General features: G+C 71.0%; 25 protein-coding genes. 12 read left to right on the top strand and 13 right to left on the bottom strand.

Annotated features, from left to right (window positions below; all coding sequences use genetic code 11):
• The first annotated feature begins 631 nt into the window (after positions 1 to 631).
• Positions 632 to 1,660, top strand: a complete 1,029-nt coding sequence (trpS, locus tag AB0M27_RS21035) for a tryptophan--tRNA ligase (RefSeq protein ID WP_365723367.1) — start codon at positions 632 to 634, stop codon at positions 1,658 to 1,660.
• 127 nt (positions 1,661 to 1,787) lie between these two features.
• Here the strand turns inward: trpS and proC are convergent, their stop codons facing one another.
• From proC to AB0M27_RS21015, 4 genes are all read right to left on the bottom strand, one after another.
• Positions 1,788 to 2,600, bottom strand: coding sequence for a pyrroline-5-carboxylate reductase (gene proC / locus AB0M27_RS21030; protein WP_365723366.1), 813 nt, complete (start codon positions 2,598 to 2,600; stop codon positions 1,788 to 1,790).
• 103 nt (positions 2,601 to 2,703) lie between these two features.
• Entirely contained in the window at positions 2,704 to 3,504 is an 801-nt protein-coding gene (locus AB0M27_RS21025) for an ABC transporter permease (RefSeq protein ID WP_365723365.1), read from the bottom strand.
• A complete protein-coding gene (locus tag AB0M27_RS21020; protein ID WP_365723364.1) occupies positions 3,501 to 4,301 on the bottom strand; it encodes an ABC transporter ATP-binding protein in 801 nt (266 codons plus the stop codon). The genes AB0M27_RS21025 and AB0M27_RS21020 overlap by 4 nt, the downstream gene beginning before the upstream one ends.
• A 189-nt stretch (positions 4,302 to 4,490) precedes the next feature.
• Positions 4,491 to 5,276 carry a class I SAM-dependent methyltransferase gene (locus tag AB0M27_RS21015; protein WP_365723363.1) on the bottom strand — a complete coding sequence of 262 codons (786 nt, stop codon included), beginning with the start codon at positions 5,274 to 5,276 and terminating at the stop codon, positions 4,491 to 4,493.
• 193 nt (positions 5,277 to 5,469) lie between these two features.
• Here AB0M27_RS21015 and AB0M27_RS21010 point away from each other — a divergent pair, with 193 nt between their 5' ends.
• The gene (locus AB0M27_RS21010; protein WP_365723362.1) at positions 5,470 to 5,946 is read left to right on the top strand and encodes an SAM-dependent methyltransferase; all 477 of its coding nucleotides are present in this window, start codon (positions 5,470 to 5,472) and stop codon (positions 5,944 to 5,946) included.
• 16 nt (positions 5,947 to 5,962) lie between these two features.
• Here AB0M27_RS21010 and AB0M27_RS21005 read toward each other — a convergent pair whose 3' ends face one another.
• Genes AB0M27_RS21005 through AB0M27_RS20995 form a run of 3 tightly spaced genes read right to left on the bottom strand, consistent with a single transcriptional unit; the run spans position 5,963 to position 7,219 of the window.
• The gene (locus tag AB0M27_RS21005) at positions 5,963 to 6,484 is read right to left on the bottom strand and encodes an EamA/RhaT family transporter (protein WP_365723361.1); all 522 of its coding nucleotides are present in this window, start codon (positions 6,482 to 6,484) and stop codon (positions 5,963 to 5,965) included.
• A 42-nt stretch (positions 6,485 to 6,526) separates the two neighbouring features.
• Positions 6,527 to 6,871 carry an SH3 domain-containing protein gene (locus tag AB0M27_RS21000; RefSeq protein ID WP_365723360.1) on the bottom strand — a complete coding sequence of 115 codons (345 nt, stop codon included), beginning with the start codon at positions 6,869 to 6,871 and terminating at the stop codon, positions 6,527 to 6,529.
• A gap of 21 nt (positions 6,872 to 6,892) precedes the next feature.
• A complete protein-coding gene (locus tag AB0M27_RS20995; RefSeq protein ID WP_365723359.1) occupies positions 6,893 to 7,219 on the bottom strand; it encodes an SH3 domain-containing protein in 327 nt (108 codons plus the stop codon).
• 179 nt (positions 7,220 to 7,398) lie between these two features.
• On the opposite strand from AB0M27_RS20995, the gene AB0M27_RS20990 reads away from it, so the two are divergent.
• Positions 7,399 to 9,501, top strand: coding sequence for a serine/threonine-protein kinase (locus tag AB0M27_RS20990; RefSeq protein WP_365723358.1), 2,103 nt, complete (start codon positions 7,399 to 7,401; stop codon positions 9,499 to 9,501).
• Positions 9,502 to 9,553: 52 nt separating this feature from the next.
• Here the strand turns inward: AB0M27_RS20990 and ilvD are convergent, their stop codons facing one another.
• The 4 genes from ilvD to AB0M27_RS20970 form a co-directional block, all read right to left on the bottom strand.
• Positions 9,554 to 11,407, bottom strand: coding sequence for a dihydroxy-acid dehydratase (gene ilvD / locus AB0M27_RS20985; RefSeq protein ID WP_365723357.1), 1,854 nt, complete (start codon positions 11,405 to 11,407; stop codon positions 9,554 to 9,556).
• 156 nt (positions 11,408 to 11,563) lie between these two features.
• On the bottom strand, positions 11,564 to 12,175 hold the full coding sequence (locus AB0M27_RS20980; RefSeq protein WP_365723356.1) for a TetR family transcriptional regulator: 612 nt from the start codon (positions 12,173 to 12,175) through the stop codon (positions 11,564 to 11,566).
• Entirely contained in the window at positions 12,172 to 12,996 is an 825-nt protein-coding gene (locus AB0M27_RS20975) for a sugar phosphate isomerase/epimerase (protein ID WP_365723355.1), read from the bottom strand. Before AB0M27_RS20975 ends, AB0M27_RS20980 begins: the two co-directional genes overlap by 4 nt.
• A 148-nt stretch (positions 12,997 to 13,144) precedes the next feature.
• A complete protein-coding gene (locus AB0M27_RS20970; protein WP_365723354.1) occupies positions 13,145 to 14,077 on the bottom strand; it encodes a Ppx/GppA phosphatase family protein in 933 nt (310 codons plus the stop codon).
• Positions 14,078 to 14,148: 71 nt separating this feature from the next.
• Between AB0M27_RS20970 and AB0M27_RS20965 the strand changes: the two genes are divergently transcribed.
• Complete coding sequence (locus AB0M27_RS20965) at positions 14,149 to 15,018, top strand: hypothetical protein (protein WP_365723353.1); 870 nt, start codon at positions 14,149 to 14,151, stop codon at positions 15,016 to 15,018.
• A gap of 314 nt (positions 15,019 to 15,332) precedes the next feature.
• Here AB0M27_RS20965 and AB0M27_RS20960 read toward each other — a convergent pair whose 3' ends face one another.
• Positions 15,333 to 17,069, bottom strand: coding sequence for a hypothetical protein (locus AB0M27_RS20960; protein ID WP_365723352.1), 1,737 nt, complete (start codon positions 17,067 to 17,069; stop codon positions 15,333 to 15,335).
• 197 nt (positions 17,070 to 17,266) lie between these two features.
• Between AB0M27_RS20960 and radA the strand changes: the two genes are divergently transcribed.
• From radA to AB0M27_RS20945, 3 genes are all read left to right on the top strand, one after another.
• Positions 17,267 to 18,676 (top strand): DNA repair protein RadA, encoded by a 1,410-nt coding sequence (gene radA / locus AB0M27_RS20955; protein ID WP_365723351.1) that lies wholly within the window; start codon positions 17,267 to 17,269, stop codon positions 18,674 to 18,676.
• A gap of 81 nt (positions 18,677 to 18,757) precedes the next feature.
• Positions 18,758 to 19,882, top strand: coding sequence for a DNA integrity scanning diadenylate cyclase DisA (gene disA, locus AB0M27_RS20950; RefSeq protein WP_365723350.1), 1,125 nt, complete (start codon positions 18,758 to 18,760; stop codon positions 19,880 to 19,882).
• A 139-nt stretch (positions 19,883 to 20,021) separates the two neighbouring features.
• On the top strand, positions 20,022 to 20,477 hold the full coding sequence (locus tag AB0M27_RS20945; RefSeq protein ID WP_365723349.1) for an RICIN domain-containing protein: 456 nt from the start codon (positions 20,022 to 20,024) through the stop codon (positions 20,475 to 20,477).
• A gap of 85 nt (positions 20,478 to 20,562) precedes the next feature.
• Here the strand turns inward: AB0M27_RS20945 and AB0M27_RS20940 are convergent, their stop codons facing one another.
• On the bottom strand, positions 20,563 to 21,384 hold the full coding sequence (locus AB0M27_RS20940; protein ID WP_365723348.1) for a hypothetical protein: 822 nt from the start codon (positions 21,382 to 21,384) through the stop codon (positions 20,563 to 20,565).
• Positions 21,385 to 21,565: 181 nt separating this feature from the next.
• Here AB0M27_RS20940 and AB0M27_RS20935 point away from each other — a divergent pair, with 181 nt between their 5' ends.
• The 5 genes from AB0M27_RS20935 to cseC all read left to right on the top strand — a co-directional run bounded on the left by AB0M27_RS20935 (position 21,566) and on the right by cseC (position 26,007).
• Entirely contained in the window at positions 21,566 to 22,441 is an 876-nt protein-coding gene (locus AB0M27_RS20935; RefSeq protein WP_365723347.1) for an A/G-specific adenine glycosylase, read from the top strand.
• A gap of 272 nt (positions 22,442 to 22,713) precedes the next feature.
• A complete protein-coding gene (locus AB0M27_RS20930; protein ID WP_030751823.1) occupies positions 22,714 to 23,253 on the top strand; it encodes a SigE family RNA polymerase sigma factor in 540 nt (179 codons plus the stop codon).
• Positions 23,241 to 23,891: a hypothetical protein gene (locus AB0M27_RS20925; RefSeq protein ID WP_365723346.1), complete on the top strand. Its 651-nt coding sequence runs from the start codon at positions 23,241 to 23,243 to the stop codon at positions 23,889 to 23,891. Before AB0M27_RS20930 ends, AB0M27_RS20925 begins: the two co-directional genes overlap by 13 nt.
• A gap of 39 nt (positions 23,892 to 23,930) precedes the next feature.
• Complete coding sequence (cseB, locus tag AB0M27_RS20920) at positions 23,931 to 24,635, top strand: two-component system response regulator CseB (protein ID WP_365723345.1); 705 nt, start codon at positions 23,931 to 23,933, stop codon at positions 24,633 to 24,635.
• Between the two features lie 13 nt (positions 24,636 to 24,648).
• Positions 24,649 to 26,007, top strand: coding sequence for a two-component system sensor histidine kinase CseC (cseC, locus tag AB0M27_RS20915; RefSeq protein WP_365723344.1), 1,359 nt, complete (start codon positions 24,649 to 24,651; stop codon positions 26,005 to 26,007).
• Positions 26,008 to 26,044: the final 37 nt, after the last annotated feature.

Raw genomic sequence — 26,044 nt, 5'->3', positions numbered from 1 at the left:
ACTCACCCTCTCGGGCTTTCCTCCGGGCGCTTCCCTTCGGTGTTTCCGACTCTATCAGATCTTTTCTCGACCCGATTTCCTCGGTGCTTTCCAGGTTCCCCGCGTTTTCTCGCGGCTTCCCTTTCCGGCGGTTCCGACTCTATCAGATCCTTTCGGCGTCTGACTCCCAGTCAGGGGGTTTGTCTTCCCGGCCGTTGGGCCGTTCCGACGAGTGAGACTTTAGCGGATTCCGTGCTCCCGAGCTAATCGGGGGCTGCGTCCTTTCGAACGCGGATTCCTCATTCCGCAAATACGCACGCCAAAACACTCGGCGCCGGAGCGTCGATTGCTGGTTGGTTCTTACGGAGTGGCTGTCCGGGGACCGACCGGGGTCGGCGCTCACGTCGGACAACTCGGAGAACACTACGGATCGGCGTGGCGTGTGTCAACTCTTGCCCCAGCTGCACTCCGGCGGCGTACTCTGGTCCGCATGACGACGCGTACGTGTACACAGTTTTGGTGGGCCGCCTGACGGCGGCCGCACTCACGTATGCATCCAACGGCCGCCGCTTCGGCGGCCGTTCGCGTATCTCCTCCGGACTCCGGGGGCCGGCCGCAGGAGCGGCGGTCCCGACCAGGAGGTGGAGTGGAGATGAAGCGGGTCTTCAGCGGGATTCAGCCGACCGGGCACCTGACGCTGGGCAACTACCTGGGAGCCCTGCGGCGCTGGGTGGAGACGGACCAGCACCAGGCGGACTCGGTGTTCTGCGTCGTGGATCTGCACGCGCTCACGGTGGACCAGGATCCGGCGCGATTGCGCAGACTCAGTCGGCAGACGGCGACGTTGATGCTGGCGGCCGGGCTCGATCCCGAGGTGTGCACCGTGTTCCTGCAGAGCCATGTCGACGAGCACACGAGGCTGTCGTATCTGCTGGAGTGCGTGGCGACCGATGGTGAGATGCGTCGGATGATCCAGTACAAGGAGAAGGTCGCGCGGCAGCAGGAGCGCGGTGCGAGCGTGCGGCTCTCGCTGCTGACGTATCCGGTGCTGATGGCGGCGGACATCCTGGGGTACGGCGCGGAGGAGGTGCCGGTCGGGGACGACCAGGTGCAGCACGTCGAGCTGGCGCGGGATCTGGCGGTGCGGTTCAACCAGCGGTACGGGCACACGTTCGTGGTGCCGAAGGCGACGCGGCCGGCGGTCGCGGCACGGGTGATGAACCTGCAGAACCCGGCCTCGAAGATGGGGAAGTCGGACGACTGGGGACTGGGGGTCGTCTATCTGCTGGACGAGCCGGACGACGTGCGCAAGAAGGTCATGCGGGCCGTCACCGACAGCGGCCGGGGTGTGGAGTACGACCGGGAGGGGCGGCCGGGGGTCGCGAATCTGCTGGAGATCCTCGCGGCGTGCACGGGTGGGAACCCGGAGGACTTGGCCGGTGTATATGACTCGTACGGCGCCTTGAAGAAGGACACCGCGGAGGCGGTGCTGGAGGTCCTCAGGCCCGTGCAGGCCAGGCACAGGGAGCTGTGCGCGGATCCCGCCTATGTGGAGGGGGTGCTGCGGGATGGTGCGGAGAAGGCGAGGGCGATGGCCCGGCCGACCGTCGATGCGGCGTACCGGGCGATCGGGTTGTTGCCGCCGCTGTTTGAGACGGCGTTGAGCGGGGCCGGGCGCTAGAGCTGTTCGGGCCGGGCGTTAGCCCGTGCCCGTGCTTGCTCGGCGGGCTTTTGTGTCTCGTGCGGGAGGGGGCGGGGGTGAGGCGGCTGACGGTGAGCCGTCGCCCGCCCCTCCCCCCGGCGCCGGGTCAGTCCTTCTTACCGGAGGCGAGCTCGCGGCTGCGGTCGCGGGCGGCTTCGAGGGCGGCGATGAGGGCGGCTCGTACGCCGTGGTTCTCCAGTTCGCGGATGGCGTTGATCGTCGTGCCGGCCGGGGAGGTGACGTTCTCGCGGAGCTTGACGGGGTGTTCGCCGCTGTCGCGGAGCATCACGGCGGCGCCGATGGCGGACTGGACGATGAGGTCGTGGGCCTTGTCGCGGGGCAGGCCGAGCAGGATGCCGGCGTCGGTCATGGCCTCGACCAGGTAGAAGAAGTACGCCGGGCCGGAGCCGGACAGGGCGGTGCAGGCGTCCTGCTGGGTCTCGGGGACGCGGAGTGTCTTGCCGACGGCACCGAAGATCTCCTCGGCGTGCGCGAGGTGCTGCTCGGTGGCGTGGCTGCCGGCGGAGATGACCGACATGGCCTCGTCGACGAGGGCGGGGGTGTTGGTCATGACACGGACGACCGGGGTGCCTGCGGCCAGGCGCTCCTCGAAGAAGGAGGTGGGGATACCGGCGGCGCCACTGATGACGAGGCGGTCGGCGGGGACGTGCGGGGCGAGCTCGTCCAGGAGGGTGCCCATGTCCTGCGGCTTGACCGTGAGGATGAGGGTGTCGGCGGTCTTGGCGGCCTCGGTGTTGGTGACCGGGCTGACTCCGTAGCGGGTGCGGAGTTCTTCGGCGCGTTCCGGGCGGCGGGCGGTGACGAGGAGGTCGGCGGGGGCCCAGCCGGCCCGGATCATTCCGCTGAGCAGGGCTTCGCCGATCTTGCCGGTGCCGAGGACTGCGACTTTCTGGCTCATGGGGTCATCCTCGCACCGGGCCGTGAGGGTGCGGGTGCTTGTCCGGCAGGCGGAACACGGGCAGAGAGGCGGCCGTCCGGGCCGTTGGATCGGCGAAGGGCAGTCAGGCCGTGCGGCGCCGGAGGGTGGCCGCGCCCAGGACCAGGACCAGCAGTGCGCAGCCGGCCACGATCAGGACGTCGCGGACGAAGGTCGCGGTCATGTCGGTGTGGTGCAGGACCTGGTTCATGCCGTCGACGGCGTACGACATGGGCAGGACGTCGGAGATCCCCGTGAGGACGGGCTGCATGTCGGACCGGGGAGTGAACAGGCCGCAGAGGAGGAGCTGGGGGAAGATCACCGCGGGCATGAACTGGACCGCCTGGAACTCCGAGGCGGCGAAGGCCGAGACGAAGAGTCCGAGGGCTGTGCCGAGCAGGGCGTCGAGGAGGGCGACGAGGAGCAGCAGCCAGGGTGAGCCGGTGATGTCGAGCCCGAGCGCCCACAGGGCGAGCCCGGTGGCGAGGGTGGACTGGACGATGGCGATCGTGCCGAAGGCGAGGGCGTAGCCGGCGATGAGGTCGGCCTTGCCGAGGGGCATGGCGAGGAGGCGTTCGAGGGTGCCGGAGGTGCGTTCGCGCAGGGTGGCGATGGAGGTGACCAGGAACATCGTGATCAGCGGGAAGATACCGAGCAGGGATGCGCCGATGTTGTCGAAGGTGCGGGGGCTGGCGTCGAAGACGTAGCGCAGCAGGATCAGCATCAGGCACGGGACGAGGATCATCAGCGCGATGGTGCGCGGGTCGTGGCGGAGCTGGCGCAGGACCCGGGCGGCGGTGGCGGTGGTGCGGCCGGCGTTGATGACACCGGTCGGGGCCGGAACGGTCGCGATGCTGCTGGTGTTCGTGGTGGTCGTCGTGCTCATCGAGTGCTCTCCTTGGGTCGGGCTGCCGCAGCTGCCTCGTCGACGAGGTGGAGGAAGGCGGCCTCGACGGTGTCGCTGCCGGTGCGGGTGCGCAGGGCGTCCGGGGAGTCGTCCGCGAGGATCTCGCCCTCGCGCATGAGGAGGAGGCGGTGGCAGCGCTCGGCCTCGTCCATGACGTGGGAGGAGACGAGGAGGGTGGCGCCGCGGGTGGCGGCGATGTCGTGGAAGAGGTGCCACAGGTCGCGGCGCAGGACGGGGTCGAGGCCGACGGTGGGTTCGTCCAGGACGAGGAGTTCGGGGGCGCCGAGCAGGGCCACGGCCAGTGAGACCCGGTTGCGCTGACCGCCGGAGAGGTTGCCGGCGAGGGCGTCGGCGTGGCTGGTGAGGTCGACGTCGGTGATGGCCCGGGTGACGTGCTCGTGGCGGCGTTCGGCGGCTGCGCGGCCGGGGTCGAGGATCGCGGCGAAGTACTCCAGGTTCTGCCGGACGGTCAGGTCGTCGTAGACGGAGGGGTCCTGGGTGACATAGCCGATGCGCGAACGCAGGGCGGGGTGGCCGGCCGGGTGGCCGAGGACCTGAAGAGTGCCGGTGACCTTGGCCTGGGTGCCCACGATCGAGCGCATGAGGGTCGACTTGCCGCAGCCGGAAGGACCGAGCAGGCCGGTGACCTGGCCGCGGGGGACCGAGAAGTCGAGGTGGTGGAGGACGGTGTGGGGGCCGCGGACGGCGGTCAGGTCGTGGGCTTCGACGGCTGGTACGGAGGGCTGGGGTGGTGGCTCCGGCACATAATTCATCATGCGATGAATACTCTTGCTGGCGGGCCTGCGCGTCAAGGGGCGGCCGGGCACACGTGCGGAACCGGAGGCCGGGCACACAGACGGAAGCGGCGGCCGGGACGAACCCGACCGCCGCTCCGGGCGAGGCTTCTTCGCTGATGCTGCTGACGCTTGTTCGCTGATGCTTGTTGGCTGATGCTTCTTCGCTGATCAGGGCTTGGTGGCGACGAGCAGAAGCACGTCGTAGGTCTCCTCGACCATGCCGTCCGGGAAGGCCTTCAGCAGATGGGCGCGCTCCTCTTCCAGGAAGGCGGTCCTGCGGTCCTCGGGCGTGAGGAGGAACGCCGAGTGGCTGCCGATGTTCGCGAGGTGGGTGTCGATCGTGACGCGGCGGCTCCAGCGGACCTCCCGCCGACTGAAACGCAGGCGGCCGCTGGGATCGGCCAGTTCCGTGCGGCTGCCGTTCCGCTTCTCGGCGGCGATGTCCACACCGAAGAAGCGGCCGATCCGGAGCGCCGCCTCGGCGATCCACTCCACATCCAGGGCATCGCCGTTCCACCACAGCGCCAGCGCACCGCCCGGCCGCAGCACCCGCAGCGCCTCCGGCACCGAGCGGGCGGTGTCGGTCCAGTGCCAGGCCTGGGCGTAGGTGACGAAGTCGGCGTACCCGTCGGCGACGGGGAGGGCGTTGCCGTTGCCGCGGACGATCGGGAGACGCGGCAGCCCGCGGCGGAACTCGGCGGCCATGCCCTCACCCGGTTCGACGGCGAGCACGTCGGCGCCGCGGGCCTGCAGGAGGGCGGTCGCGATACCGGTACCGGCGCCGACATCCACGACCCTGGCGCCGGACAGCGACCGGCCGGCCAGTTCCTCGACGGCGTCGAAGAGGGCGGGCGGGTAGGAGGGGCGGTTCGCGGCGTACTGGGCGGCGGCGGAGTTGAAGGCGTGCGCGCGGGTCGTGGGCGAGGGCGGAGAGGGCGGTTGCGTCACGGTCATACGGCCATGGTGAGGGTGATCGGAGGTGACGGCAGCGGGTTTTCAGGGGCGGGCGCGAGGGGTCGGGACGGGGTTGGAGGGTGACGGGGCCTGGTGACCGCCGCTCGCGGATAGCGTGGGGCGAGTTGCTTGTGGTGCTTGCGAGTCAGGGGAAGGGGCCGACGTGGCTGGGCCGGGTGAGGAAGTCGGGGAAGTGGCCGGGGAAGTCAGGGGTGTGGTGGTGCGGCCGGTGGGGTGGGTCGTCGGTGGGCGGGCGGAGGTGCGCGACGACGAGTGGGGTGAGGTCCGTGCCGTGATCCGGATCGACGGTGCACGGTTCTCCGCGGAGGCCTTGGCCGGGCTGGAGGACTTCTCCCACCTGGAGGTCGTCTACCACTTCGACCGGGTGCCCGAGGAGAAGATCGAGACCGGGGCCCGGCATCCGCGCGGCAACGCCGACTGGCCGAAGGTCGGGATCTTCGCCCAGCGCGGCAAGAACCGGCCCAACCGGATCGGCGTCTCGCGCTGCCGTGTGCTGCGGGTCGACGGTCTTGAGGTGCACGTCGAGGGGCTGGACGCGGTGGACGGGACTCCGGTGCTGGACATCAAGCCGTACATGGCGGAGTTCGGGCCGCAGGGCGCGACCCGTCAGCCGGAGTGGGCCACGGCGATCATGAGCCGGTATTACTGATCGGCGGGAGCAGGTGTCACCGGCGCCGTTTCTTCTTGGACGGGTTGCCGGTGCGGCGGAAGGTGCGGCGTTCGTAGTCCTCGCGGGCCTTCTCGTACTCCTCGCGGTGCAGCTTCTCGCCCGGGGCCTCGGTGAAGGAGCGGAAGAAGTAGGCGAGGAGGGAGCCGACAAAGCCGATGGCGAGCAGGCCGCGCAGGGAGGCCTGGCGCTGTGGGTCGTGGCGCTTGCCGAAGCCGTCCCAGGTGTTGCGGAAGGCGAGCGCGCTGCAGATCGCGAACATGACGATGATCAGCACGGTGACGAAGGAGCCGGTGTCGGCGATCCGGATGCCCTCGTAGGCGAAGCGGAGAACCAGGCAGGAGGCGACGGCGACGGCGAGGGAGCCGACGGCGACGCCGGCGCGGCGGGCCGCGTAGCCGTTGTCGTGGTTCACCCACGTGGTGCCGAAGAAGCGGAGGGGCTCGGGGTGGGGGCCGCCAGCCGGGGCCGCGCCCGAGGAGCCCGCCGGGGTGTCCAGGGTGCCGGTTTCGTCGCTCACGGAACGATTATGGCGCCGGGCGGGGGCGGGCTCCCGGTGGGGTCAGCCGCAGCGCGGGGCGATGTAGCCGTCGCTGCCGGTCTGGACGTAGGCGTCCGACACGAACTCGCCGTTGTCGATGTTGTCCCAGATGTTCGTCGTGCCGTACGTGCCCGTCACGGTCGTGCCCGGGGTCTGGCAGAAGATCGGGACCTTCGCTCCCTCGGGCAGGAGGCGAACGATGTTGTAGCTGGTGCCGGGACCACTGCGGACGTTCAGGCGGAGGCCCGGGGCGACGGAGTAGTAGCGGAGGTCCAGGGCGGCCGCCGAGGCCGGTGAGTTCACCACGGTGAGGAAGGCCCCTGCGGCGGCGGCCAGGACGACGGCTCCGCGCTTGATGGAAGTCATTTCTGTCCTGTCTTGGAGTGGTCAGCCGCAGCGGGGGGCGATGTAGCCGTCGCTGCCGGTCTGGACGTAGGCGTCCGACACGAACTCGCCGTTGTCGATGTTGTCCCAGATGTTCGAGGTGCCGTATGGACCCGTCACGGTCGTGCCGGGTGTCTGGCAGTAGATCGGGACCTTCACGCCCTCGGGGAGGACGCGGACGATGCCGTAGTTGGTCCCGGGGCCGCTACGGACGTTGAGGCGAACGCCCGGGGCAACCGCGTAGTGGCGCACCGTCTCGGTCGTCACGGCGGCCACTGCGGACTCACCCGCGTCGGCACTCCCGGCATCTTCGACGCGCTCAACAGACATGGAAAACATCCCCCCTTGAACCCATGACCAACACGGGCCCCGTCGATTCCCTTGAATCGAGCCGCGAGACACCTGTGCGCGACTCGCACGCGGAGGCTAGCAAGCCGCATCGGTCTCGTACGAGTCATCGACTAGGCTCCGTGCGTCGCGCGCGCGGAGGAACAGCACGGGGGTAGTCCATGGCGCCACAGCGCAGCACCGGAGCGGGCGCAGAAGCGGAACGTCCCGAGTACGCCGGTCACTACCGCCTGGAGTCGTGTCTGGGGTCCGGCGGCATGGGGGTCGTGCACCTCGCCCGGAGCACCTCGGGGAAGAAACTCGCGGTGAAGATCATCCATGCCGAGTTCGCTCAGGATCGCGAGTTCAGGGGGCGGTTCCGGCAGGAGGTGTCTGCCGCGCGCAGGGTGAGCGGCGCGTTCACCGCGCCCGTCGTGGACGCCGACCCGGAGGCCGAACGGCCCTGGATGGCCACGCTGTTCATTCCGGGGCCCACTCTTTCCGACCAGGTGAAGCGGAACGGGCCCATGGATCCGGCGCAGTTGCGGCGGCTCATGGCCGGGCTGGCCGAGGCGCTGCGCGACATCCATCGGGTGGGGGTCGTGCACCGGGATCTCAAGCCGAGCAATGTGCTGCTCGCCGAGGACGGACCGAAGGTCATCGACTTCGGCATCTCCCGCCCCAAGGACAGCGAACTGCGGACAGAGACCGGGAAGTTGATCGGGACACCGCCGTTCATGGCACCCGAGCAGTTCCGGCGGCCGCGGGAGGTGGGCCCGGCGGCGGACATCTTCGCGCTCGGGTCCGTACTGGTGCACGCGGCGACCGGACGGGGGCCGTTCGACTCCGACAGCCCGTATGTCGTCGCCTACCAGGTGGTGCACGACGAACCCGATCTGGCCGGGGTACCGGAGAGCCTGGTGCCGTTGGTGCTGCGGTGTCTCGCCAAGCAGCCGGAGGAGCGGCCGACGGCCGATGAGCTGATGCGGGAGCTGCGTTCGGTTGCGGCCTCGTACGACACGCAGGCGTTCATACCGGCTCAGCGGGCGAGTAAGGATCTTCCGGAGGCCGGGGCACGTCACAAGGAGGACGGCCGACGGCCCGGTAAGCGCTCGGCGAAGCGGCTGCTCCTCGGTGCCGGAGCGCTGGGGGTCGGGCTGGCTCTGGTCGGGGCTCTCTCTTGCGTCCAGTTACTCGGTGCCAAGGACGGCGCCACGCACGAGGGCGCCGGGCCGCGCACCAAGTCGGCCGCTTTCAGCGCCTGGGAGGCCAAGCCGGTGCCCGGGGCCTCGGGTACGACGCGGTGTTCGTACGGCACCGGACGGCTGTTCTGCACGCAGCCGGGGGTGGTGTTCGCGCTCTCCCCGGGCGACGGGCGGCTCCTGTGGCGGCACTCGGCAACCTCCTCCCCCACCACCAGACCGCCGGCCGTCTCAGCGGGGCTCGTGCAGCCGGACGCGGAGGGCGGCTCACGTCTCGTGGCGCTGGATCCCGCATCGGGCAGGGAGGTGTGGAAGCGTCCCCTGTCCGCGGGCACGACCGTCCGCCACGCCGGCGGAACGACTCTGCTGATCGGTGCCGACGGCGTGGTCACGGGGGTGGACGGCGCGACGGGCCGTGGCTTGTGGCGGCACCGGATCCCCAGCGGCGGTGTACCGACCTTGGACACGTTCTCGGGCGACCCGCTGGCGTACGCGGCAACGGCTTCCACCGGCGGATCGAGTACGCACGTGACGGCCTTGGACCCGCGTACGGGTGATGTGCGGTGGGACGCCCGCCTCAAGGGCTGGCTCAAGCCCTTCGGCGCCCGGAGTGGCTCGGTTTTCTTCCTCGCCGTCGACGACCTCTACGGCGCCAAGGAGGTCGTCCGCTACAGCCCCGGCAGCCGGTCGACGCGCAGGGTGCAGTTGCCGGTCGCGCTCGACGGTGCGCACGCCACGGTGCGGGGCGAGGTGGCCTACGTACTGGCCGGCGGTGGTTCCCTCTACGCCGTGGATGTGGAGACGCGGGCACAGCTGTGGCACCTGGAGACTTCGATGAGTCGCGGCTCGGCACCCGTCACGGACGGCCGGCATGTGTACGTCACCGCTGCCGATGGGCGGCTGCTCGCCATCGACGCGCACCACGGCACCCTCGTCGGGCAGACCCGGGCCCGCCTCGGCCTGCATTCGGCACAGGTCACCGGCACGCCGCCGGATCCCGTGATGGTCGGCGCCCACGTCTACGCCACCGCCCCCGACGGCACCGTCTTCGCCCTCGACGGGCGTGACCCGTCGGCTTGGTGAGACGCCGGAGGGGCCGCCCCCGCACGGGAGTCGGCCCCTCTCAGATGGCTGCTCAGCCCAGCTTGCTCACATCCCGCACAGCACCCTTGTCGGCGCTGGTCGCCATCGCGGCGTAGGCCCGCAGTGCCGCCGAGACCTTGCGGTCACGGTTCTTCGGGGCGTACGCGCCGTTCAGGGACTGCTCGCGGCGGGCGAGTTCGGCCTCGTCGACCAGGAGCTCGATCGTGCGGTTGGGGATGTCGATGCGGATGCGGTCGCCGTCCTGGACGAGGGCGATGGTGCCGCCGGAGGCGGCCTCGGGGGAGGCGTGGCCGATGGAGAGGCCGGAGGTGCCGCCGGAGAAGCGGCCGTCGGTGATCAGGGCGCAGGTCTTGCCCAGGCCGCGGCCCTTCAGGTACGAGGTCGGGTAGAGCATCTCCTGCATGCCGGGGCCGCCCTTGGGGCCCTCGTAGCGGATGACGACCACGTCTCCGTCCTTGACCTCGTGGGTCAGGATGCGCTGGACGGCCTCCTCCTGGGACTCGCAGACGACCGCAGGGCCCTCGAAGGTCCAGATCGACTCGTCCACGCCGGCCGTCTTCACCACGCAGCCGTCGACGGCGAGGTTGCCCCTGAGGACCGCGAGGCCGCCGTCCTTGGAGTAGGCGTGCTCGACCGAGCGGATGCAGCCGGACTCCGCGTCCTCGTCCAGCGCCTCCCAGCGCTCGGACTGGGAGAAGGCCTCCGCGGAGCGGACGCAGCCCGGGGCCGCGTGCCACAGCTCCACCGCCTCCTGCGAGGGCGAGCCGCCGCGGACGTCCCAGGTCTTCAGCCAGTCGGAGAGGGACGGGCTGTGCACGGCGTGGACGTCCTCGTTGAGGAGGCCCGCGCGGTGCAGTTCGCCCAGCAGTGCCGGGATGCCGCCGGCGCGGTGCACGTCCTCCATGTAGTACGTGCGGTTCTTCGCCACGTTGGGCGCCACCTTCGCCAGGCACGGCACGCGGCGGGAGACGGCGTCGATCTGCTCCAGGCCGAAGGGGACGCCGGCCTCCTGGGCGGCGGCCAGCAGGTGCAGGATCGTGTTGGTGGAACCGCCCATGGCGATGTCCAGGGCCATGGCGTTCTCGAAGGCCTGGAAGGTCGCGATGTTGAGCGGGAGGACCGAGTCGTCGTCCTGCTCGTAGTAGCGGCGGGTGATGTCCATCACCGTGCGGGCGGCGTCGACGTAGAGCTGCTTGCGCGCGGTGTGGGTGGCGAGGACCGAGCCGTTGCCGGGGAGGGACAGGCCGATCGCCTCGGTCAGGCAGTTCATCGAGTTGGCGGTGAACATGCCGGAACAGCTGCCGCAGGTGGGGCAGGCGTTCTCCTCGATACGGAGGATGTCCTCGTCGGAGATCTTGTCGTTGACGGCGTCGGAGATCGCGTCGACCAGGTCGAGCGTGCGGACCGTGCCGTCGACCAGGGTGGCGCGGCCGGACTCCATCGGGCCGCCGGAGACGAAGACCGTCGGGATGTTCAGGCGCAGGGCCGCCATCAGCATGCCCGGGGTGATCTTGTCGCAGTTGGAGATGCAGACCAGGGCGTCGGCGCAGTGGGCCTCGACCATGTACTCCACCGAGTCCGCGATCAGGTCGCGGGAGGGGAGGGAGTACAGCATGCCGCCGTGGCCCATGGCGATGCCGTCGTCCACGGCGATCGTGTTGAACTCGCGCGGGATGCCGCCCGCCTCCCTGATCGCCTCGCTGACGATCCGGCCGACCGGCTGCAGATGGGTGTGGCCCGGCACGAACTCGGTGAAGGAGTTCGCGACGGCGATGATCGGCTTTCGGCCGATGTCCGCACCGGGTACACCGGAGGCGCGCATAAGGGCGCGGGCGCCCGCCATGTTGCGGCCGTGGGTGACTGTGCGGGACCTCAGCTCGGGCATCGTCGCTCGCTCCTTCAGTGACCTTCAAAGACCCTCCGGCGAGGAGTCCGGAGAGTTCTGACTGTCTCCGAGCGTACGCCGGTGCTCCAAACGCTGGACGCGGTTGTCCGGAATGCGGGACGGGTATCTCGCTGACGCAGGACCCCGGTGCGCGGCTCAGGCGCTGGTCAGGTGGTGCTGTACGACCGGTGCGACGCGCGCGATGATCTGCTCCAGGTCGGCGGAGGCCAGCGGCTCCAGCTTGACGACGTACCGCATCATCGCCGTACCCACCAGCTGGGCGGCGGCCAGCTCGGCGCGCAGTTCGGCGTCCGGCAGGTCCACCTGGGCGGCGACGCGGCGCAGCAGCTGGGAGGCGATGAGCCGGCGGAAGACGGCGGCGGCGGTCTCGTTGTTCACGGCGGACCGGACGATCGCCAGGACCGGTGAACGGGTGGTGGGGTTCTCCCAGACGCCGAAGACGAAACGGGTCAGCCGTTCCCCCACCGCTTCCACGGGACCGGCGGCCAGCGCCTCGGGGGCGTTCAGCGCGGGCGCGAAGGCCACCGCGATCGCCGCCTCGAAGACCTGCTCCTTGGTGCCGAAGTAGTGGTGGACCAGCGCGGAGTCGACGCCGGCCGCCTTGGCGATACCGCGCACGGACGTCTTCTCGTACCCACGCTCGGAGAACTCCTCGCGGGCCGCGGAGAGGATGCGGTCACGGGTGTCGGCGGACTCCGTGCGCGGGGGTCTGCCCCTTCTGCGGGTGGGCTGCGCGTTGTCGTTCATGGCCGGCGCACCTGTACCGCCGACGCCAGGTGCTTGCGGGTGAAGGCCAGGGCCTCGGCGAGGTCGGCCTCGCGTTCGGCGCTGGACATCGCCCGCCGGGTGTTGACCTCGATGACGACATGGCCGTCGAACCCGGAGAGGGCCAGGTGCTCCAGCAGCTCGGCGCAGGGCTGGGTGCCGCGGCCGGGCACCAGGTGCTCGTCCTTGGCCGAGCCCCGGCCGTCGGCGAGGTGGACGTGGCCGAGGCGGTCGCCCATGCGGTCGATCATCTGCAGGGCGTCCGCACGGGCCGTCGCCGTGTGGCTGAGATCGATCGTGAAGTGCCGGTAGTCGTGCTGGGTGACGTCCCAGTCCGGGGCGTAGGCCAGCATCTCGCGGTCGCGGTAACGCCACGGGTACATGTTCTCGACGGCGAACCGTACGTCCGTCTCGTTCGCCATCCGCCAGACCCCGTCGACAAAGTCGCGCGCGTACTGCCGCTGCCAGCGGAAGGGCGGGTGGACGACGACGGTGGAGGCGCCCAGCTTCTCGGCGGCCGCCCGGGCCCGCTGCAGCTTGACCCAGGGGTCCGTCGACCAGACCCGCTGGGTGATCAGCAGGCACGGGGCGTGGACGGCCAGGACCGGGACGCCGTGGTAGTCCGACAGGCGGCGCAGCGCCTCGATGTCCTGGCTGACCGGGTCGGTCCACACCATGATCTCGACACCGTCGTAGCCGAGGCGTGCGGCGATCTCGAAGGCCGTCGAGGTGGACTCCGGGTATACGGAGGCCGTCGACAGCGCGATACGCACGTCCGTTGGTTCAGCCACGTCCGTCACCATACGGTGTGCGGTGGTGCTGGTGCGGGGTGCCCGTTCGCTGTTGTGAGCATTGCCATTCGGGCGGGTGCGGCGCCGTCGCGGTTGCTCGCGCCCACGCGGCGCGGCCACGTATCGATACGGCCCCGCGCCCCTTCGGGACGCTGACCGCCTAATCGGACCCCATGTGATCAAGCCGCCGCAGGATCACGCCCTCGCGCAGAGCCCAGGGGCAGATCTCCAGGTTCTCCACCCCGAACAGGTCCATCGCGGCCTCCGCCACCAGGGCCCCCGCCAGGAGCTGGCCGGCCCGGCCGTCGGAGACGCCGGGAAGCTCGGCGCGCTGCTCCACCGTCATGCCGGCCAGGCGCGGCACCCAGGCCTCCAGGGACTCGCGCTTGAGTTCGCGCTGGACGTAGAGGCCCTCGGCGCTGCGGGCGGCGCCGGCGATCCGGGCGAGCTGCTTGAAGGTCTTGGACGTGGCGACCACGTGGTCGGGGGCCCCGAAGCGGCTGAATTCGCCGACCGTGCGGGCGATCTCGGTACGGACGTGGCGGCGCAGGCCGCGTACGGCCTCGGGGGCGGGCGGGTCGCCGGGCAGCCAGCCCGCGGTGAGCCGGCCGGCGCCGAGCGGCAGGGAGACGGCGGTGTCCGGCTCCTCGTCTATGCCGTAGGCGATCTCCAGGGAGCCGCCGCCGATGTCCAGGACGAGCAGCTTTCCGGCGGACCAGCCGAACCAGCGGCGGACCGCGAGGAAGGTCAGGCGGGCCTCCTCCGGGCCGGTGAGGACCTGGAGTCGTACGCCCGTCTCCTGCTCCACGCGCGCGAGGACGTCGTCGGCGTTGGTGGCCTCGCGGACGGCGGAGGTCGCGAAGGGCAGCAGGTCCTCGACACCCTTGTCCTCGGCGGCCTGGAGGGCGTCCTGGACGACTGCGGCCAGCTTGTGGATGCCGTCGTTGTCGATGGCACCGCTCTCGTCGAGCAGTTGGGCGAGCCGAAGTTCGGCCTTGTGCGAATGCGCGGGCAGCGGGCGCGCGCCGGGGTGGGCGTCCACCACCAGCAGATGCACCGTGTTCGAACCCACGTCCAGGACACCGAGTCTCATATACGGAACGCTACTGCCAGATCGCCCGTCGACGGTCCCCGGAGCGGTCCTCGGCCACTTACCCTGGACATGTGCCAAAGACGAAAAAGGCGAAGGACCACAAATCCTCCACGGAATCGAAGGATTCAGCACAGGCGAAGGCGTCGTCCGTGACCAAGAAGTCGAAGCAGGGCAGGCAGGCCCCGCAAGTGAGCGACGAGAAGGGGCTCGACTTCGCGCGCGCCTGGGTGGAGTTTCCTGATCCCGCGGACGACGAGCAGGTCTTCCGCTGTGATCTGACATGGCTGACCTCTCGCTGGAACTGCATCTTCGGCAGCGGCTGCCAGGGCATCCAGGCGGGCCGCGCGGACGACGGGTGCTGCTCGCTGGGCGCGCACTTCTCGGACGAGGACGACGAGAAGCGGGTCGCCGAGCATGTGGCACGGCTCACGCCGGAGATCTGGCAGCACCACGACGAGGGCACGCGGAACGGCTGGGTCTCCAAGGACGAGGAGGGCTCCCGCCAGACCCGCCCCTACCAGGGCTCCTGCATCTTCCAGAACCGGCCCGGCTTCGCGGGCGGCGCGGGCTGCTCGCTGCACATCCTCGCACTGCGGGAGGGCCGGGAGCCGCTGGAGACCAAGCCGGACGTGTGCTGGCAGCTGCCGATCCGGCGGACGTACGACTGGATCGACCGCCCCGACGACACCCGGGTCCTGCAGATCTCCATCGGCGAGTACGACCGCCGGGGCTGGGGTCCGGGCGGCCACGACCTGCACTGGTGGTGCACCTCGGCGACCTCCGCACACGGCGCGGGCGAGCCGGTCTACGTCTCCTACCGGGCCGAACTGACCGAACTGATGGGCAAGGCCGGCTACGACCGCCTGGCCGAACTCTGCGAACAGCGCCTGGCCTCCCAGCTGCCCCTGGTGGCCCCCCACCCGGCCGACCCGGCCCGGTAACTCCACCAAGCCGATCCCTTCCCACCCGTCCAACCGCCTCGCTCGGCTGGGCGGGCACCAACGGAACGGTCGCGCCGGGGCCGCTGTGACGCTCGCCGGGTCATGGGCGAACGCGTCCCCTCACCCGTCCCTGCCGCCCGGGTCGAACGCCACGTGACCCGCGCCGCTCACCCCACACCGGGAAACAGAGCGTCCGGGCCCCGGAGCAGCCCCGCCTTTCAGCCCACGCCCGGCCACATCCGCTCGCCCCTGAGTCCCTAGGCCCGCCCCGAGGTCCCGGACGGTCTCGGCGCAGATCCACCCCAAGCCCACCCCTAGCTCCCAGCGGGACCAGGCGTATCGCTGCCGGTCGGAGTTGGTGTCGGGGTCGGGGAGTCGGGTGGTGAGGTGGGATCGGTGGGGGTGGACGGGGGGTCGGTTGGAGGGGGCGGTGGGCTGGATGGGGGGTCGGTGGGGGTTGGGGTTGACGGGATTGGAGTGGGATCGGAGGAGGTTGGTGGCGGGCTGGGGTGGTGGGTGGGGGCCGTGCCGTAGCCGTCGATGGTGACCACCGCACCGGCCGGGGAGATCGCCACCTGCGCGTGCCAGTGGCCGGAAGGCTCGCGGAGGTGGTCGACGTACACCTTGATCGTCAACGTGTCGCCGGGATGCAGGGTTCCCGTGGACTTGCTCAGGTACAGCCAGGGCACCGTCGTGGACGCGGACCAGCGGACCGGGGCGGAGCCGGACGCGGTGAGGGTGATCAGGGTGGTGTCCCCGTCGTTCGCGGCGCTGACCGCGAGGTGCCCCGCGCCGTTCTTGCCCACTCCGGTCACGCTGACGACCTCCACGGAGACGTCGTCCTTGCCGACGCGGGCGCCGGGCTTCACGCTCGCGTTCCCGGCGTTCTCGTAGCCGCCGGCCGTGTCGCTGCCGAGGGCCTCGGGGCCCTGGGTCTCGCTCGCGGTGGCGGAGGGGCCGTCCCCGTCCGCCGTCGGCGCGCCCCGGTAGGCGGCCCACAGGGCCAGGACGGGCGCGGCCACCACCGTGGCGACGACCGTCGTCGTCACCGCACGCGCGCGTAGCCGGTCGCGGCGGGCCGCGCGGTCCTTGGGGTCCACGGGGAAGCCGCGCCGGTCGAAGCGGGGTGCCGCCGCGCCACGCGCGCGTGGATGGTGCGCCAGGGCCATGTGGAGGGCCGCTCGGGGGGCCTCCAGAACGGGCAGCTCGGCCGGGGTGACCGTGGCGCCGGGCCAGTGGCCGGGGACGGCGCGCTCGGCGGTGCGGCGGCAGCGCGGACAGTCGTCGACGTGGCGGACCAGTTCGCGGCGGAGCGCCGTGCTCAGGACCAGCCCGCTGTCCCCCGTGAGATGGGCCACGCTCGGACAGCCGCCGGTCTCGACGACGGCGAGGGCCGCACGGGTGCGCTCGACCTCGCAGGCGGCGGAGGCGAGCAGTTCGCGTGCGGCCGTCGGTTCCCTGCCGAGGACGGCGGCGACCTCGTGCGCGGCCAGGTGGTGGCGGACGGCCAGCTCCAGGGCCTCGCGCTGCTCGGGGGTCGTACCGGCCGCCTCCGGCCAGGCCAGCAGCCCCAGTTCGCGGCGCCGCTGTTCCTGCACCTCCGGGGCGACCGGCGGATCGGGCACCTGGTTCCCGGTCCCGGGGCGGCCCGCCGCATGCGTGGCCTGACGTTTCTGCTTGGCTTCGGCCAGCTTGCGCAGGCACGCCCAGCGGGCCAGCGCGTACAGCCAGGCCCTGCGGTCGGCGGCCTCCGGGGCGCGGTGTCCGCGCCGCTCGGCCAGGGCGAGGACGTCGCCGAGGGCGGCGGTGGCAGCGTCGTGGTCGCACAGCACCGACAGACAGTAGGTGAACAGCCCGTCCAGGTACGGTTCGTAGCGCGCCGACGGCCGCTGGGCGAGGGTGCGCGCGGCGGCGCGGTCGCGCACCTCGCGGACCTCGCCCGCCTCTCCCGCTGCGCGCCCCTCCCGCGCCTCTCGTGCTGCACGCGCCTCGCCGCGCGACCGGTGCGCGCCGGTGGTGCGGATGGTCGTCTCCGGACTGCTGCTCATCACCTGTGCGACCGTAGGCGGCGCTGGAGTGCACGTTCTCGAACCTTGAGCAGTTTTAATTCGTACGGGTGAAACGATCCCTCATAAGGGGACGGGAACCCTTTGCTCCGTGGCGTGAACCCGACGGGTGGTGGCCGATACCGGTTCACCCACACACGGCCCGGGGTCCCGTTGTCAGTGCCGCGGGCTACGGTTTCCGCATGGCTGCCCGTACCAAGACCACCAAGGACCGCCCGTCCTACCGCTGCACCGAGTGCGGCTGGCAGACGGCCAAGTGGCTCGGCCGCTGCCCCGAGTGCCAGGCGTGGGGCACGGTCGAGGAGTACGGCGCGCCCGCGGTCCGCACGACGACACCGGGCCGCGTCACCACCTCCGCGCTGCCCATCGGGCAGGTCGACGGGCGGCAGGCCATCGCCCGCACCACCGGCGTGCCCGAGCTGGACCGGGTGCTCGGCGGCGGCCTGGTGCCCGGCGCGGTCGTGCTGCTCGCCGGCGAGCCCGGCGTCGGCAAGTCCACGCTACTGCTGGACGTGGCCGCCAAGTCCGCGAGCGCCGAACACCGCACCCTGTACGTGACCGGCGAGGAGTCGGCGAGCCAGGTGCGGCTGCGCGCGGACCGCATCGGCGCCCTCCATGACGAGCTGTATCTGGCCGCCGAAACCGATCTGTCCGCCGTCCTCGGCCACTTGGACGAGGTCAAGCCCTCCCTGCTGATCCTCGACTCGGTGCAGACGGTCGCCTCCCCGGAGATCGAGGGCGCGCCCGGCGGCATGGCCCAGGTGCGGGAGGTCGCGGGCGCGCTCATCCGCGCCTCCAAGGAGCGCGGGATGTCCACGCTCCTCGTGGGCCACGTCACGAAGGACGGGGCGATCGCGGGCCCCCGTCTCCTGGAACACCTGGTGGACGTCGTCCTGCACTTCGAGGGCGACCGGCACGCGCGCCTGCGCCTGGTGCGCGGTGTGAAGAACCGCTACGGCGCCACGGACGAGGTCGGCTGCTTCGAGCTGCACGACGAGGGCATCACGGGCCTTGCCGACCCAAGCGGACTCTTCCTGACCCGTCGCGACGAACCGGTCCCCGGCACCTGTCTGACCGTCACCCTGGAGGGCCGCCGCCCGCTGGTGGCCGAGGTGCAGGCGCTGACCGTCGACTCCCAGATCCCCTCCCCGCGGCGTACGACCTCGGGCCTGGAGACATCCCGCGTGTCGATGATGCTGGCCGTCCTGGAGCAGCGCGGCCGGATCAGCGCGCTCGGCAAGCGGGACATCTATTCCGCGACGGTCGGCGGGGTGAAGCTGTCGGAGCCGGCCGCCGACCTGGCCATCGCCCTCGCGCTGGCCTCCGCCGCCAGCGACACCCCGCTGCCGAAGAACCTGGTCGCGATCGGCGAGGTGGGCCTCGCGGGCGAGGTGAGACGGGTCACGGGCGTGCAGCGCAGACTCTCCGAGGCGCACCGGCTGGGGTTCACACACGCACTCGTGCCGACCGATCCGGGCAAGGTGCCGCCCGGCATGAAGGTCCTGGAAGTCGCCGACGTGGGGGACGCCCTGCGGGTGCTGCCGCGCTCCCGTCGCCGAGAGGCCCCACGGGAGGCTGAGGACCGCCGGTAGACTTTGCCCTGGTCTCGCCCGTCCGTACGAACCGAGTGCGGGTCACGGGGGCGCGTCAGAACCTGCGACCGGAGGAGTGCAGTGGCAGCCAACGACCGGGCAGCAGCTCCCGGAAAAATCGGTGGGAGTGCCGGTTCCGATGGCCTGATGCGCGCCTCGCTGAGCGCCGTGGCTCCTGGTACGGCCCTGCGTGACGGCCTGGAGCGCGTGCTGCGCGGCAACACCGGCGGGCTGATCGTCCTCGGCTCGGACAAGACGGTCGAGGCGATGTGCACGGGCGGATTCGTGCTGGACGTGGAGTTCACCGCCACCCGGCTGCGGGAGCTGTGCAAGCTGGACGGCGGCATCGTGCTGTCGTCGGACCTGTCGAAGATCCTGCGCGCGGGCGTGCAGCTGGTGCCGGACCCGACCATCCCCACGGAGGAGACGGGCACCCGGCACCGTACGGCGGACCGGGTCAGCAAGCAGGTCGGCTTCCCCGTGGTCTCCGTCTCCCAGTCCATGCGCCTGATCGCCCTCTACGTCGACGGTCAGCGGCGCGTCCTGGAGGACTCGGCGGCGATCCTGTCCCGCGCGAACCAGGCGCTGGCCACGCTGGAGCGGTACAAGCTGCGGCTGGACGAGGTGGCCGGCACGCTCTCGGCGCTGGAGATCGAGGACCTGGTGACGGTGCGGGACGTGTCCGCCGTCGCGCAGCGCCTGGAGATGGTCCGGCGCATTGCCACCGAAATCGCCGAGTATGTGGTCGAACTGGGCACGGACGGGCGTCTTCTCGCGCTCCAGCTGGAGGAGTTGATCGCCGGGGTCGAGCCCGACCGTGAGCTGGTCGTCCGGGACTATGTCCCCGAGCCGACGGCCAAGCGCTCCCGCACGGTCGAGGAGGCGCTGGCCGAGCTGGACGCGCTGACCCACGCGGAGCTTCTGGAACTGGGCACGGTGGCGCGGGCGCTGGGCTACACGGGCTCGCCGGAGACCCTCGACTCGGCGGTCTCCCCGCGGGGCTTCCGGCTGCTGGCCAAGGTTCCGCGGCTGCCGGGCGCGATCATCGACCGGCTGGTGGAGCACTTCGGCGGCCTGCAGAAGCTGCTCGCCGCGAGTGTGGACGACCTGCAGACCGTGGACGGCGTGGGCGAGGCCCGGGCGAGGAGCGTGCGGGAAGGCCTGTCGCGCCTGGCCGAGTCCTCCATTCTGGAGCGGTACGTCTGAGTTCGGGTCCTGCGCCCCAACTCCTGTGTGACTTCACCCAGTTGATCCAAATCACCTTGCCCGCGGCGATCACGCCGGGATAGCGTAGCCCCGACCAAAATGTTCGATTCTCAATTCGAACTGTGTAGGGGGAACTCGTATGAAGAAGCGCCTCATAGGCACGTTCGTCGCCGCGGCAGTCCTCGCCCCGGCACTGACCCTTGCGGGCACGGGGCAGGCGTTCGCCGCCGGCAACCGCGTGACCTGGAGGAACAACTACAACGGCAAGTACCTGACGTACCTCAACAACCGGGTCCGTACGATCAACGCAGACCCCTCCCAGAGCCCGCCCCTGTGGTGGGACGAGTTCAAGCAGTCCGACGGCGCCTACGTCATGCAGCACCACATGACCGGGAAGTGCCTCGACAGCAACAGCAACGGTGACGTGTACCTTCTCAACTGCAACGGTGGCGACTACCAGAGGTGGTACGAGAGCCACGACTCCTCCGGCTGGCGGCTGAAGAACAAGGCCACCGGGCGCGTCCTCGAGGCGTTGACCACCGGGGAGATACGAACCGCAGCCGACGAGGGCTACCCGGTCCAGCGCTGGAGCTGAACCACAGTTCGGGACACCCCCGGCCTCGACGAGGCCGGGGGTGTCCCCTTTGCCGGCCGTCTTGGAGAGCCCGCTGAGGCCCGGCTCAGTCGGCCGACAGCACGAAGGACGCCTGCACCTTCCCGAACCCGGGCGCCTTCGCCTCCAGCAGATATGTGCCCGCCTTCGCCGAGCCCGCGGAGGGAGTCGCACACTGGGGCGCGCTCGGCTTCCGGTCCCACTTCACGGTGTACGTGATGCTCTGCCCCGCCGGCACCCGGAACACCAGGCTCCCCGCGCCCTGGGGACAGTCCGCCGACGACCAGAACGCGTCGCTTCCGTCCGCCGACGTGATGGTCAACACAGCGTTCTTCGGCCCGAGATCGACCTTGCAGTCGACGGACGAACGGTTCTTCGCGGTGAGTCCGAAGGTCGGCGTCTGGTCCGGCGAGTAGGAGTTGTGCAGGCTCCGCAAGCTCAACGTCACGGCGGAGGAGGCGCAGTTGGGCAGCGTGGAGGACGCCGGGAGCGTGTCACCCGTACCGACGCTGCCGCCACCGGAGCCCGAACCCGAGCCACCGGCCGAGCCGTCACCGGACCCGGGCAAGCCGGCGGAGCCGGTGCCGGTGCCGGAGCCGCTGCCGCCGCCGGAGCCGGAATCGCTCCCACCGGAGTTGCCGCCCGAGTCGTCGCGCCCGCCCGGGTGTTGGCTGATCGCGGGCCCGGACGAGGACGGCCCCGGCGTGATGGTGGGCGCGGGATTCTTGCCGTCAGACCCGCTGGCGTTCTTCTTGCCGCCCCCGCCGCCGGCGGTGACGATCCACGTGATCAGCAGCGCCAACAGGGCGATCAGCGACAGCAGTACGACCCTCCTTCGCCAGTAGATGGAGGAGGGAAGCGGCCCGACCGGATTGCGCAGAGATCCCACGGCGCAAACTGTACGAGAGAACGCCGTCCTCGCCTGCCCCACCCGCCGCGCGAACGCCAACTTTTCCGGATCATCATCCCGGCAACTGCCGTCACACCCAGGCTTCTTCACCCTTCGCCACGTTGAGTGACCGCGCCGTCACCCGTCATGCGTGCCGAGCCGTGGCAGGATCGGAAGGGCCATGACTGAGAAGCTGCACACCCCCGTGATCGCCTGGTTCGACGCCCACGCCCGCGACCTCCCCTGGCGCCGCCCGGAGGCGGGCCCGTGGGGGGTGATGGTCAGCGAGTTCATGCTCCAGCAGACCCCGGTCAACCGGGTGCTGCCCATCTACGAGCAGTGGCTCGCCCGCTGGCCGCGCCCCGCCGACCTCGCGAAGGAGGCGCCGGGCGAGGCGGTGCGCGCCTGGGGCCGGCTCGGCTACCCGCGCCGGGCCCTGCGGCTGCACGGCGCCGCGCTGGCCATAACGGAACGGCACGGCGGGGACGTACCGACGGACCACGCGCAGTTGCTGGCACTGCCCGGCATCGGCGAGTACACGGCCGCCGCGGTGGCCTCGTTCGCGTACGAGCAGCGGCATCCGGTGCTGGACACGAATGTGCGCCGGGTCTTCGCGCGGGCGGTGACGGGGGTGCAGTACCCGCCGAACGCGACCACGGCCGCCGAGCGCAGGCTCGCCCGTGAGCTGCTGCCCGAGGACGAGCGGACGGCGGCGCGCTGGGCCGCTGCTTCCATGGAGCTGGGTGCGCTGGTGTGCACGGCGAAGAACGAGGAGTGCGGGCGCTGCCCGATCCGCGCGCAGTGCGCCTGGCGGCTGGCGGGGAAGCCGGAGCACGAGGGGCCGCCGCGCCGTGGGCAGACGTATGCCGGCACGGACCGGCAGGTGCGCGGCAAGCTGCTGGCGGTCCTGCGGGAGGCGCATGCGCCGGTGCCGCAGGCGGCCTTGGACCGGGTGTGGCACGAGCCGGTGCAGCGCGCCCGCGCGCTCGACGGGCTCGTCGCGGACGGTCTGGTAGAGCCGCTGCCGGGCGGTCTGTATCGGCTGCCGCTGAGCTGACGGACAGCCAAGTCACGGCCGCCGGGCCTCTGTTACGGGCCGATCCGGCCGACAAAGGCCCCCATAAAGGGACATAACAGTCACTCCCCTTACCCCGTCCCCATGGCTGTTACACAACTGACGGATAGCCGATTGCTAGCCGCAGGCTGGTTCGGACAGCGCCGTGACAACCACTCCCTAACTTCTTTTCCGTGCCCGGCAGACCACCGGGCGCGGGGAACGCAGGACTTCAGGCACGAGCCGAAGTGAACGGGGAGCGGAGGCGGTTGATCATGGCGCAGGGCGAGGTGCTCGAGTTCGAGGAGTACGTCCGCACCAGGCAGGACGCGCTGCTGCGCAGCGCACGCCGGCTGGTCCCGGACCCGGTCGACGCCCAGGACCTGCTGCAGACGGCGCTGGTGCGGACGTACGGCCGCTGGGAGGGCATCGCCGACAAGCGCCTCGCCGACGCCTATCTGCGCCGGGTCATGATCAACACTCGTACGGAGTGGTGGCGGGCGCGCAAGCTGGAGGAGGTCCCGACCGAGCAGCTGCCCGACGCGTCCGTGGACGACTCCACCGAGCAGCACGCCGACCGGGCCCTGCTGATGGACGTCATGAAAGTGCTCGCACCGAAGCAGCGCAGTGTTGTAGTACTGCGACACTGGGAGCAGATGTCCACAGAGGAGACGGCCGCGGCCCTCGGCATGTCGGCCGGTACGGTCAAGAGCACGCTGCACCGGGCGCTCGCCCGGCTCCGTGAGGAGCTGGAGGCCCGCGATCTGGACGCACGCGCGCTGGAGCGTGAGGAGCGGGAGCGTTGCGCGGCCTGACCGGGGCCGGACCCGACGGGGTCCGAGGCAGTTCACAGGCGGTGATCGCGGTGGGGGCCGCGCTCGCCGTCATCGCCCTTTTCGTCGCCGCCTGCGGCACCGGGGGCACTGGCACCCGGGACGAGGGGCCCGCGCACGCGTCGGCGGTCGCGGGAGCCGTCGCCTCTCCCAGCCCGAACCCGACCAGCCGCTACCGGCGAGTGGACGCGGTCTCCCTGCTCAAGAAGGACCCGGCGGTCTCCCCGGCGGTGAAGCGGGAACTGAAGCCGTGCAGCGGAGACGGCTACCCGGTCGAGGTCACCTACGGCGACCTGACCGGCGGATCCGTCAACGACGTCCTGGTGAACGTGTGGGTGTGCGGTGACTGGGTGGGCGTCGGCACCTACGTGTACCGGGACGTCGGGGGCACGTACAAGAATGTGTTCAAGGAGGAGGACTCGCCGGTCGTCTCGGAGATCGACGGCACCGACCTGACCGTGACCAAGCAGGTGTACGACACGGACGACCAGGTGTCGAACCCGTCCCGGGAAACCGTGATCACGTACAGGTGGAAGGCGGGCCGGTTCACCGAGCGGTACCGGCACGACACCTACTACAGCAGAACCGGCGGCGACGCGGCGGCCCCGACGGACAACTGACCCCCCACACACGCACACACGAGGACTGAGAGCACCGGGATGGCAGACCAGACCCATGTCCTGTTCGTCGAGGACGACGACGTCATCCGCGAGGCCACCCAGCTCGCCCTCGAGCGGGACGGCTTTGCGGTCACCGCCATGCCCGACGGCCTGTCGGGCCTGGAGGCATTCCGGGCGAACCGCCCCGACATCGCCCTGCTGGACGTGATGGTCCCCGGTCTGGACGGGGTCAGCCTGTGCCGTCGTATCCGGGACGAGTCGACCGTGCCGGTGATCATGCTGTCGGCGCGCGCCGACTCCATCGACGTCGTCCTCGGCCTGGAGGCGGGCGCCGACGACTATGTGACCAAGCCGTTCGACGGCGCCGTGCTGGTCGCGCGGATCCGGGCCGTGCTGCGCCGCTTCGGGCACGCGAGCGGCAGCGCCCAGGCCGAGGCCGGCCCGGACGCGATGACCGGCGGGGTGCTCACCTTCGGTGACCTGGAGATCGACACCGAGGGCATGGAGGTGCGCCGGGCGGGGCAGCCGGTCGCGCTCACCCCCACCGAGATGCGGCTGCTGCTGGAGTTCTCCTCCGCGCCGGGCACCGTACTCTCCCGCGACAAGCTGCTGGAGCGCGTCTGGGACTACGGCTGGGGCGGGGACACCCGGGTCGTCGACGTGCATGTGCAGCGGCTGCGCCAGAAGATCGGCCAGGACCGGATCGAGACCGTCCGCGGCTTCGGCTACAAGCTGAAGGCCTGAGCGGAGCGGCGGCATGCGGGGGATTCTTCGGTACCCGGTCCGGCGTATGGAGCGCGCAGGCCTGCACACCGGACTGAGATGGAAGCTGAGCACGGCGATCGCGCTGGTGGCCGGGCTGGTGGCGATCGCGCTGAGCCTGGTGGTGCACAACGCTGCCCGGGTCTCGATGCTCGACAACGCACGCGACCTGGCCAACCAGCGCCTCCAGTTCGCGCAGCGCAACTACGACCAGAACCGGCGGCCGAACTTCCCGAACATCAAGATTGACGACCCCGAGCTGCCGGCCGCGCTGCGCGAGAAGGCCGCAGACGGCCGCAAGGCCAGCGACGTCATCGACCGGGGCGGAGTGCCGGACATCTGGGCGGCCATGCCGACCAAGGACGGACATGTGCTGTCCCTGCACACCCATATGCCGGACCGCTCCACCGATGTGATGAAGGACCTCGACCAGGCGCTGGTCATCGGCTCCGTCGCGGTCGTGTTCGGCGGCAGCGCGCTCGGTGTGCTGATCGGCGGGCAGCTGTCCGGGCGGCTGCGCAAGGCGGCCGCCGCCGCGAACCAGGTCGCCAGGGGCGAGACCGACGTCCGGGTGCGGGAGGCCATCGGCGGGGTCGTACGGGACGAGACCGACGATCTGGCGCGCGCGGTGGACGCCATGGCGGACGCGCTGCAGCAGCGTCTCGAGGCCGAGCGGCGGGTCACCGCCGACATCGCGCACGAGCTGCGCACCCCCGTGACGGGCCTGCTCACGGCCGCCGAACTGCTGCCTCCCGGCCGTCCCACGGAACTGGTCCTGGACCGGGCGAAGGCGATGCGCACGCTCGTCGAGGACGTCCTGGAGGTGGCCCGCCTGGACGGCGCCTCGGAGCGGGCGGAGCTGCAGGACATCATGCTCGGCGAGTTCGTCGCCCGGCGTGTGGCCGCCAAGGACCCGGAGGTCGAGGTGCGCGTGGTGCACGAGTCGGAGGTCACCACCGACCCGCGCCGCCTGGAGCGAGTCCTCTTCAACCTGCTCGCCAACGCCGCCCGGCACGGCAGGCCGCCGATCGAGGTGACCGTCGAGGGCCGGGTCATCCGGGTCCGCGACCACGGTCCCGGCTTCCCCGAGGAACTGCTCGCCGAGGGACCGAGCCGCTTCCGCACCGGCAGCAAGGACCGCGCCGGTACGGGCCACGGGCTGGGCCTGACCATCGCCGCGGGCCAGGCCCGAGTCCTGGGCGCCCGGCTGACGTTCCGCAACGTACGGCCCGCGGGCACCCCCGACGGCATCCGCGCGGAGGGCGCGGTGGCGGTGCTGTGGCTGCCGGAGCACGCACCGACCGCCACGGGCAGCTACCCGGCGCTGCCGTTGTCGGGGGGCGCGGGGAACTGAGCGGGCAAGCACGACGGTGCCGCGGACTCGCGACCGC

The sequence above is a fragment of the Streptomyces sp. NPDC052107 genome (genome assembly GCF_040680215.1).
Lineage (GTDB): Bacteria > Actinomycetota > Actinomycetes > Streptomycetales > Streptomycetaceae > Streptomyces.
The sequence above is the reverse complement of the archived record's forward strand: the minus strand, read 5'-3'. Positions and strand labels throughout refer to the sequence as shown.

What these genes read in the sequence shown, in the direction of transcription:
- cseB (WP_365723345.1), top strand. Translation starts at nt 23,931, where the DNA reads ATGGCAGACCAGACCCATGTCCTGTTCGTCGAGGACGACGACGTCATC.
- AB0M27_RS20930 (WP_030751823.1), top strand. Translation starts at nt 22,714, where the DNA reads ATGGCGCAGGGCGAGGTGCTCGAGTTCGAGGAGTACGTCCGCACCAGG.
- trpS (WP_365723367.1), top strand. Translation starts at nt 632, where the DNA reads ATGAAGCGGGTCTTCAGCGGGATTCAGCCGACCGGGCACCTGACGCTG.
- AB0M27_RS20935 (WP_365723347.1), top strand. Translation starts at nt 21,566, where the DNA reads ATGACTGAGAAGCTGCACACCCCCGTGATCGCCTGGTTCGACGCCCAC.
- AB0M27_RS20970 (WP_365723354.1), bottom strand. Translation starts at nt 14,077, where the DNA reads ATGAGACTCGGTGTCCTGGACGTGGGTTCGAACACGGTGCATCTGCTG.
- cseC (WP_365723344.1), top strand. Translation starts at nt 24,649, where the DNA reads ATGCGGGGGATTCTTCGGTACCCGGTCCGGCGTATGGAGCGCGCAGGC.
- radA (WP_365723351.1), top strand. Translation starts at nt 17,267, where the DNA reads ATGGCTGCCCGTACCAAGACCACCAAGGACCGCCCGTCCTACCGCTGC.
- AB0M27_RS20990 (WP_365723358.1), top strand. Translation starts at nt 7,399, where the DNA reads ATGGCGCCACAGCGCAGCACCGGAGCGGGCGCAGAAGCGGAACGTCCC.
- AB0M27_RS21025 (WP_365723365.1), bottom strand. Translation starts at nt 3,504, where the DNA reads ATGAGCACGACGACCACCACGAACACCAGCAGCATCGCGACCGTTCCG.
- ilvD (WP_365723357.1), bottom strand. Translation starts at nt 11,407, where the DNA reads ATGCCCGAGCTGAGGTCCCGCACAGTCACCCACGGCCGCAACATGGCG.
- AB0M27_RS20975 (WP_365723355.1), bottom strand. Translation starts at nt 12,996, where the DNA reads ATGGTGACGGACGTGGCTGAACCAACGGACGTGCGTATCGCGCTGTCG.
- AB0M27_RS20995 (WP_365723359.1), bottom strand. Translation starts at nt 7,219, where the DNA reads ATGTCTGTTGAGCGCGTCGAAGATGCCGGGAGTGCCGACGCGGGTGAG.
- proC (WP_365723366.1), bottom strand. Translation starts at nt 2,600, where the DNA reads ATGAGCCAGAAAGTCGCAGTCCTCGGCACCGGCAAGATCGGCGAAGCC.
- AB0M27_RS21020 (WP_365723364.1), bottom strand. Translation starts at nt 4,301, where the DNA reads ATGATGAATTATGTGCCGGAGCCACCACCCCAGCCCTCCGTACCAGCC.
- AB0M27_RS21015 (WP_365723363.1), bottom strand. Translation starts at nt 5,276, where the DNA reads ATGACCGTGACGCAACCGCCCTCTCCGCCCTCGCCCACGACCCGCGCG.
- AB0M27_RS21000 (WP_365723360.1), bottom strand. Translation starts at nt 6,871, where the DNA reads ATGACTTCCATCAAGCGCGGAGCCGTCGTCCTGGCCGCCGCCGCAGGG.
- AB0M27_RS20980 (WP_365723356.1), bottom strand. Translation starts at nt 12,175, where the DNA reads ATGAACGACAACGCGCAGCCCACCCGCAGAAGGGGCAGACCCCCGCGC.
- AB0M27_RS20945 (WP_365723349.1), top strand. Translation starts at nt 20,022, where the DNA reads ATGAAGAAGCGCCTCATAGGCACGTTCGTCGCCGCGGCAGTCCTCGCC.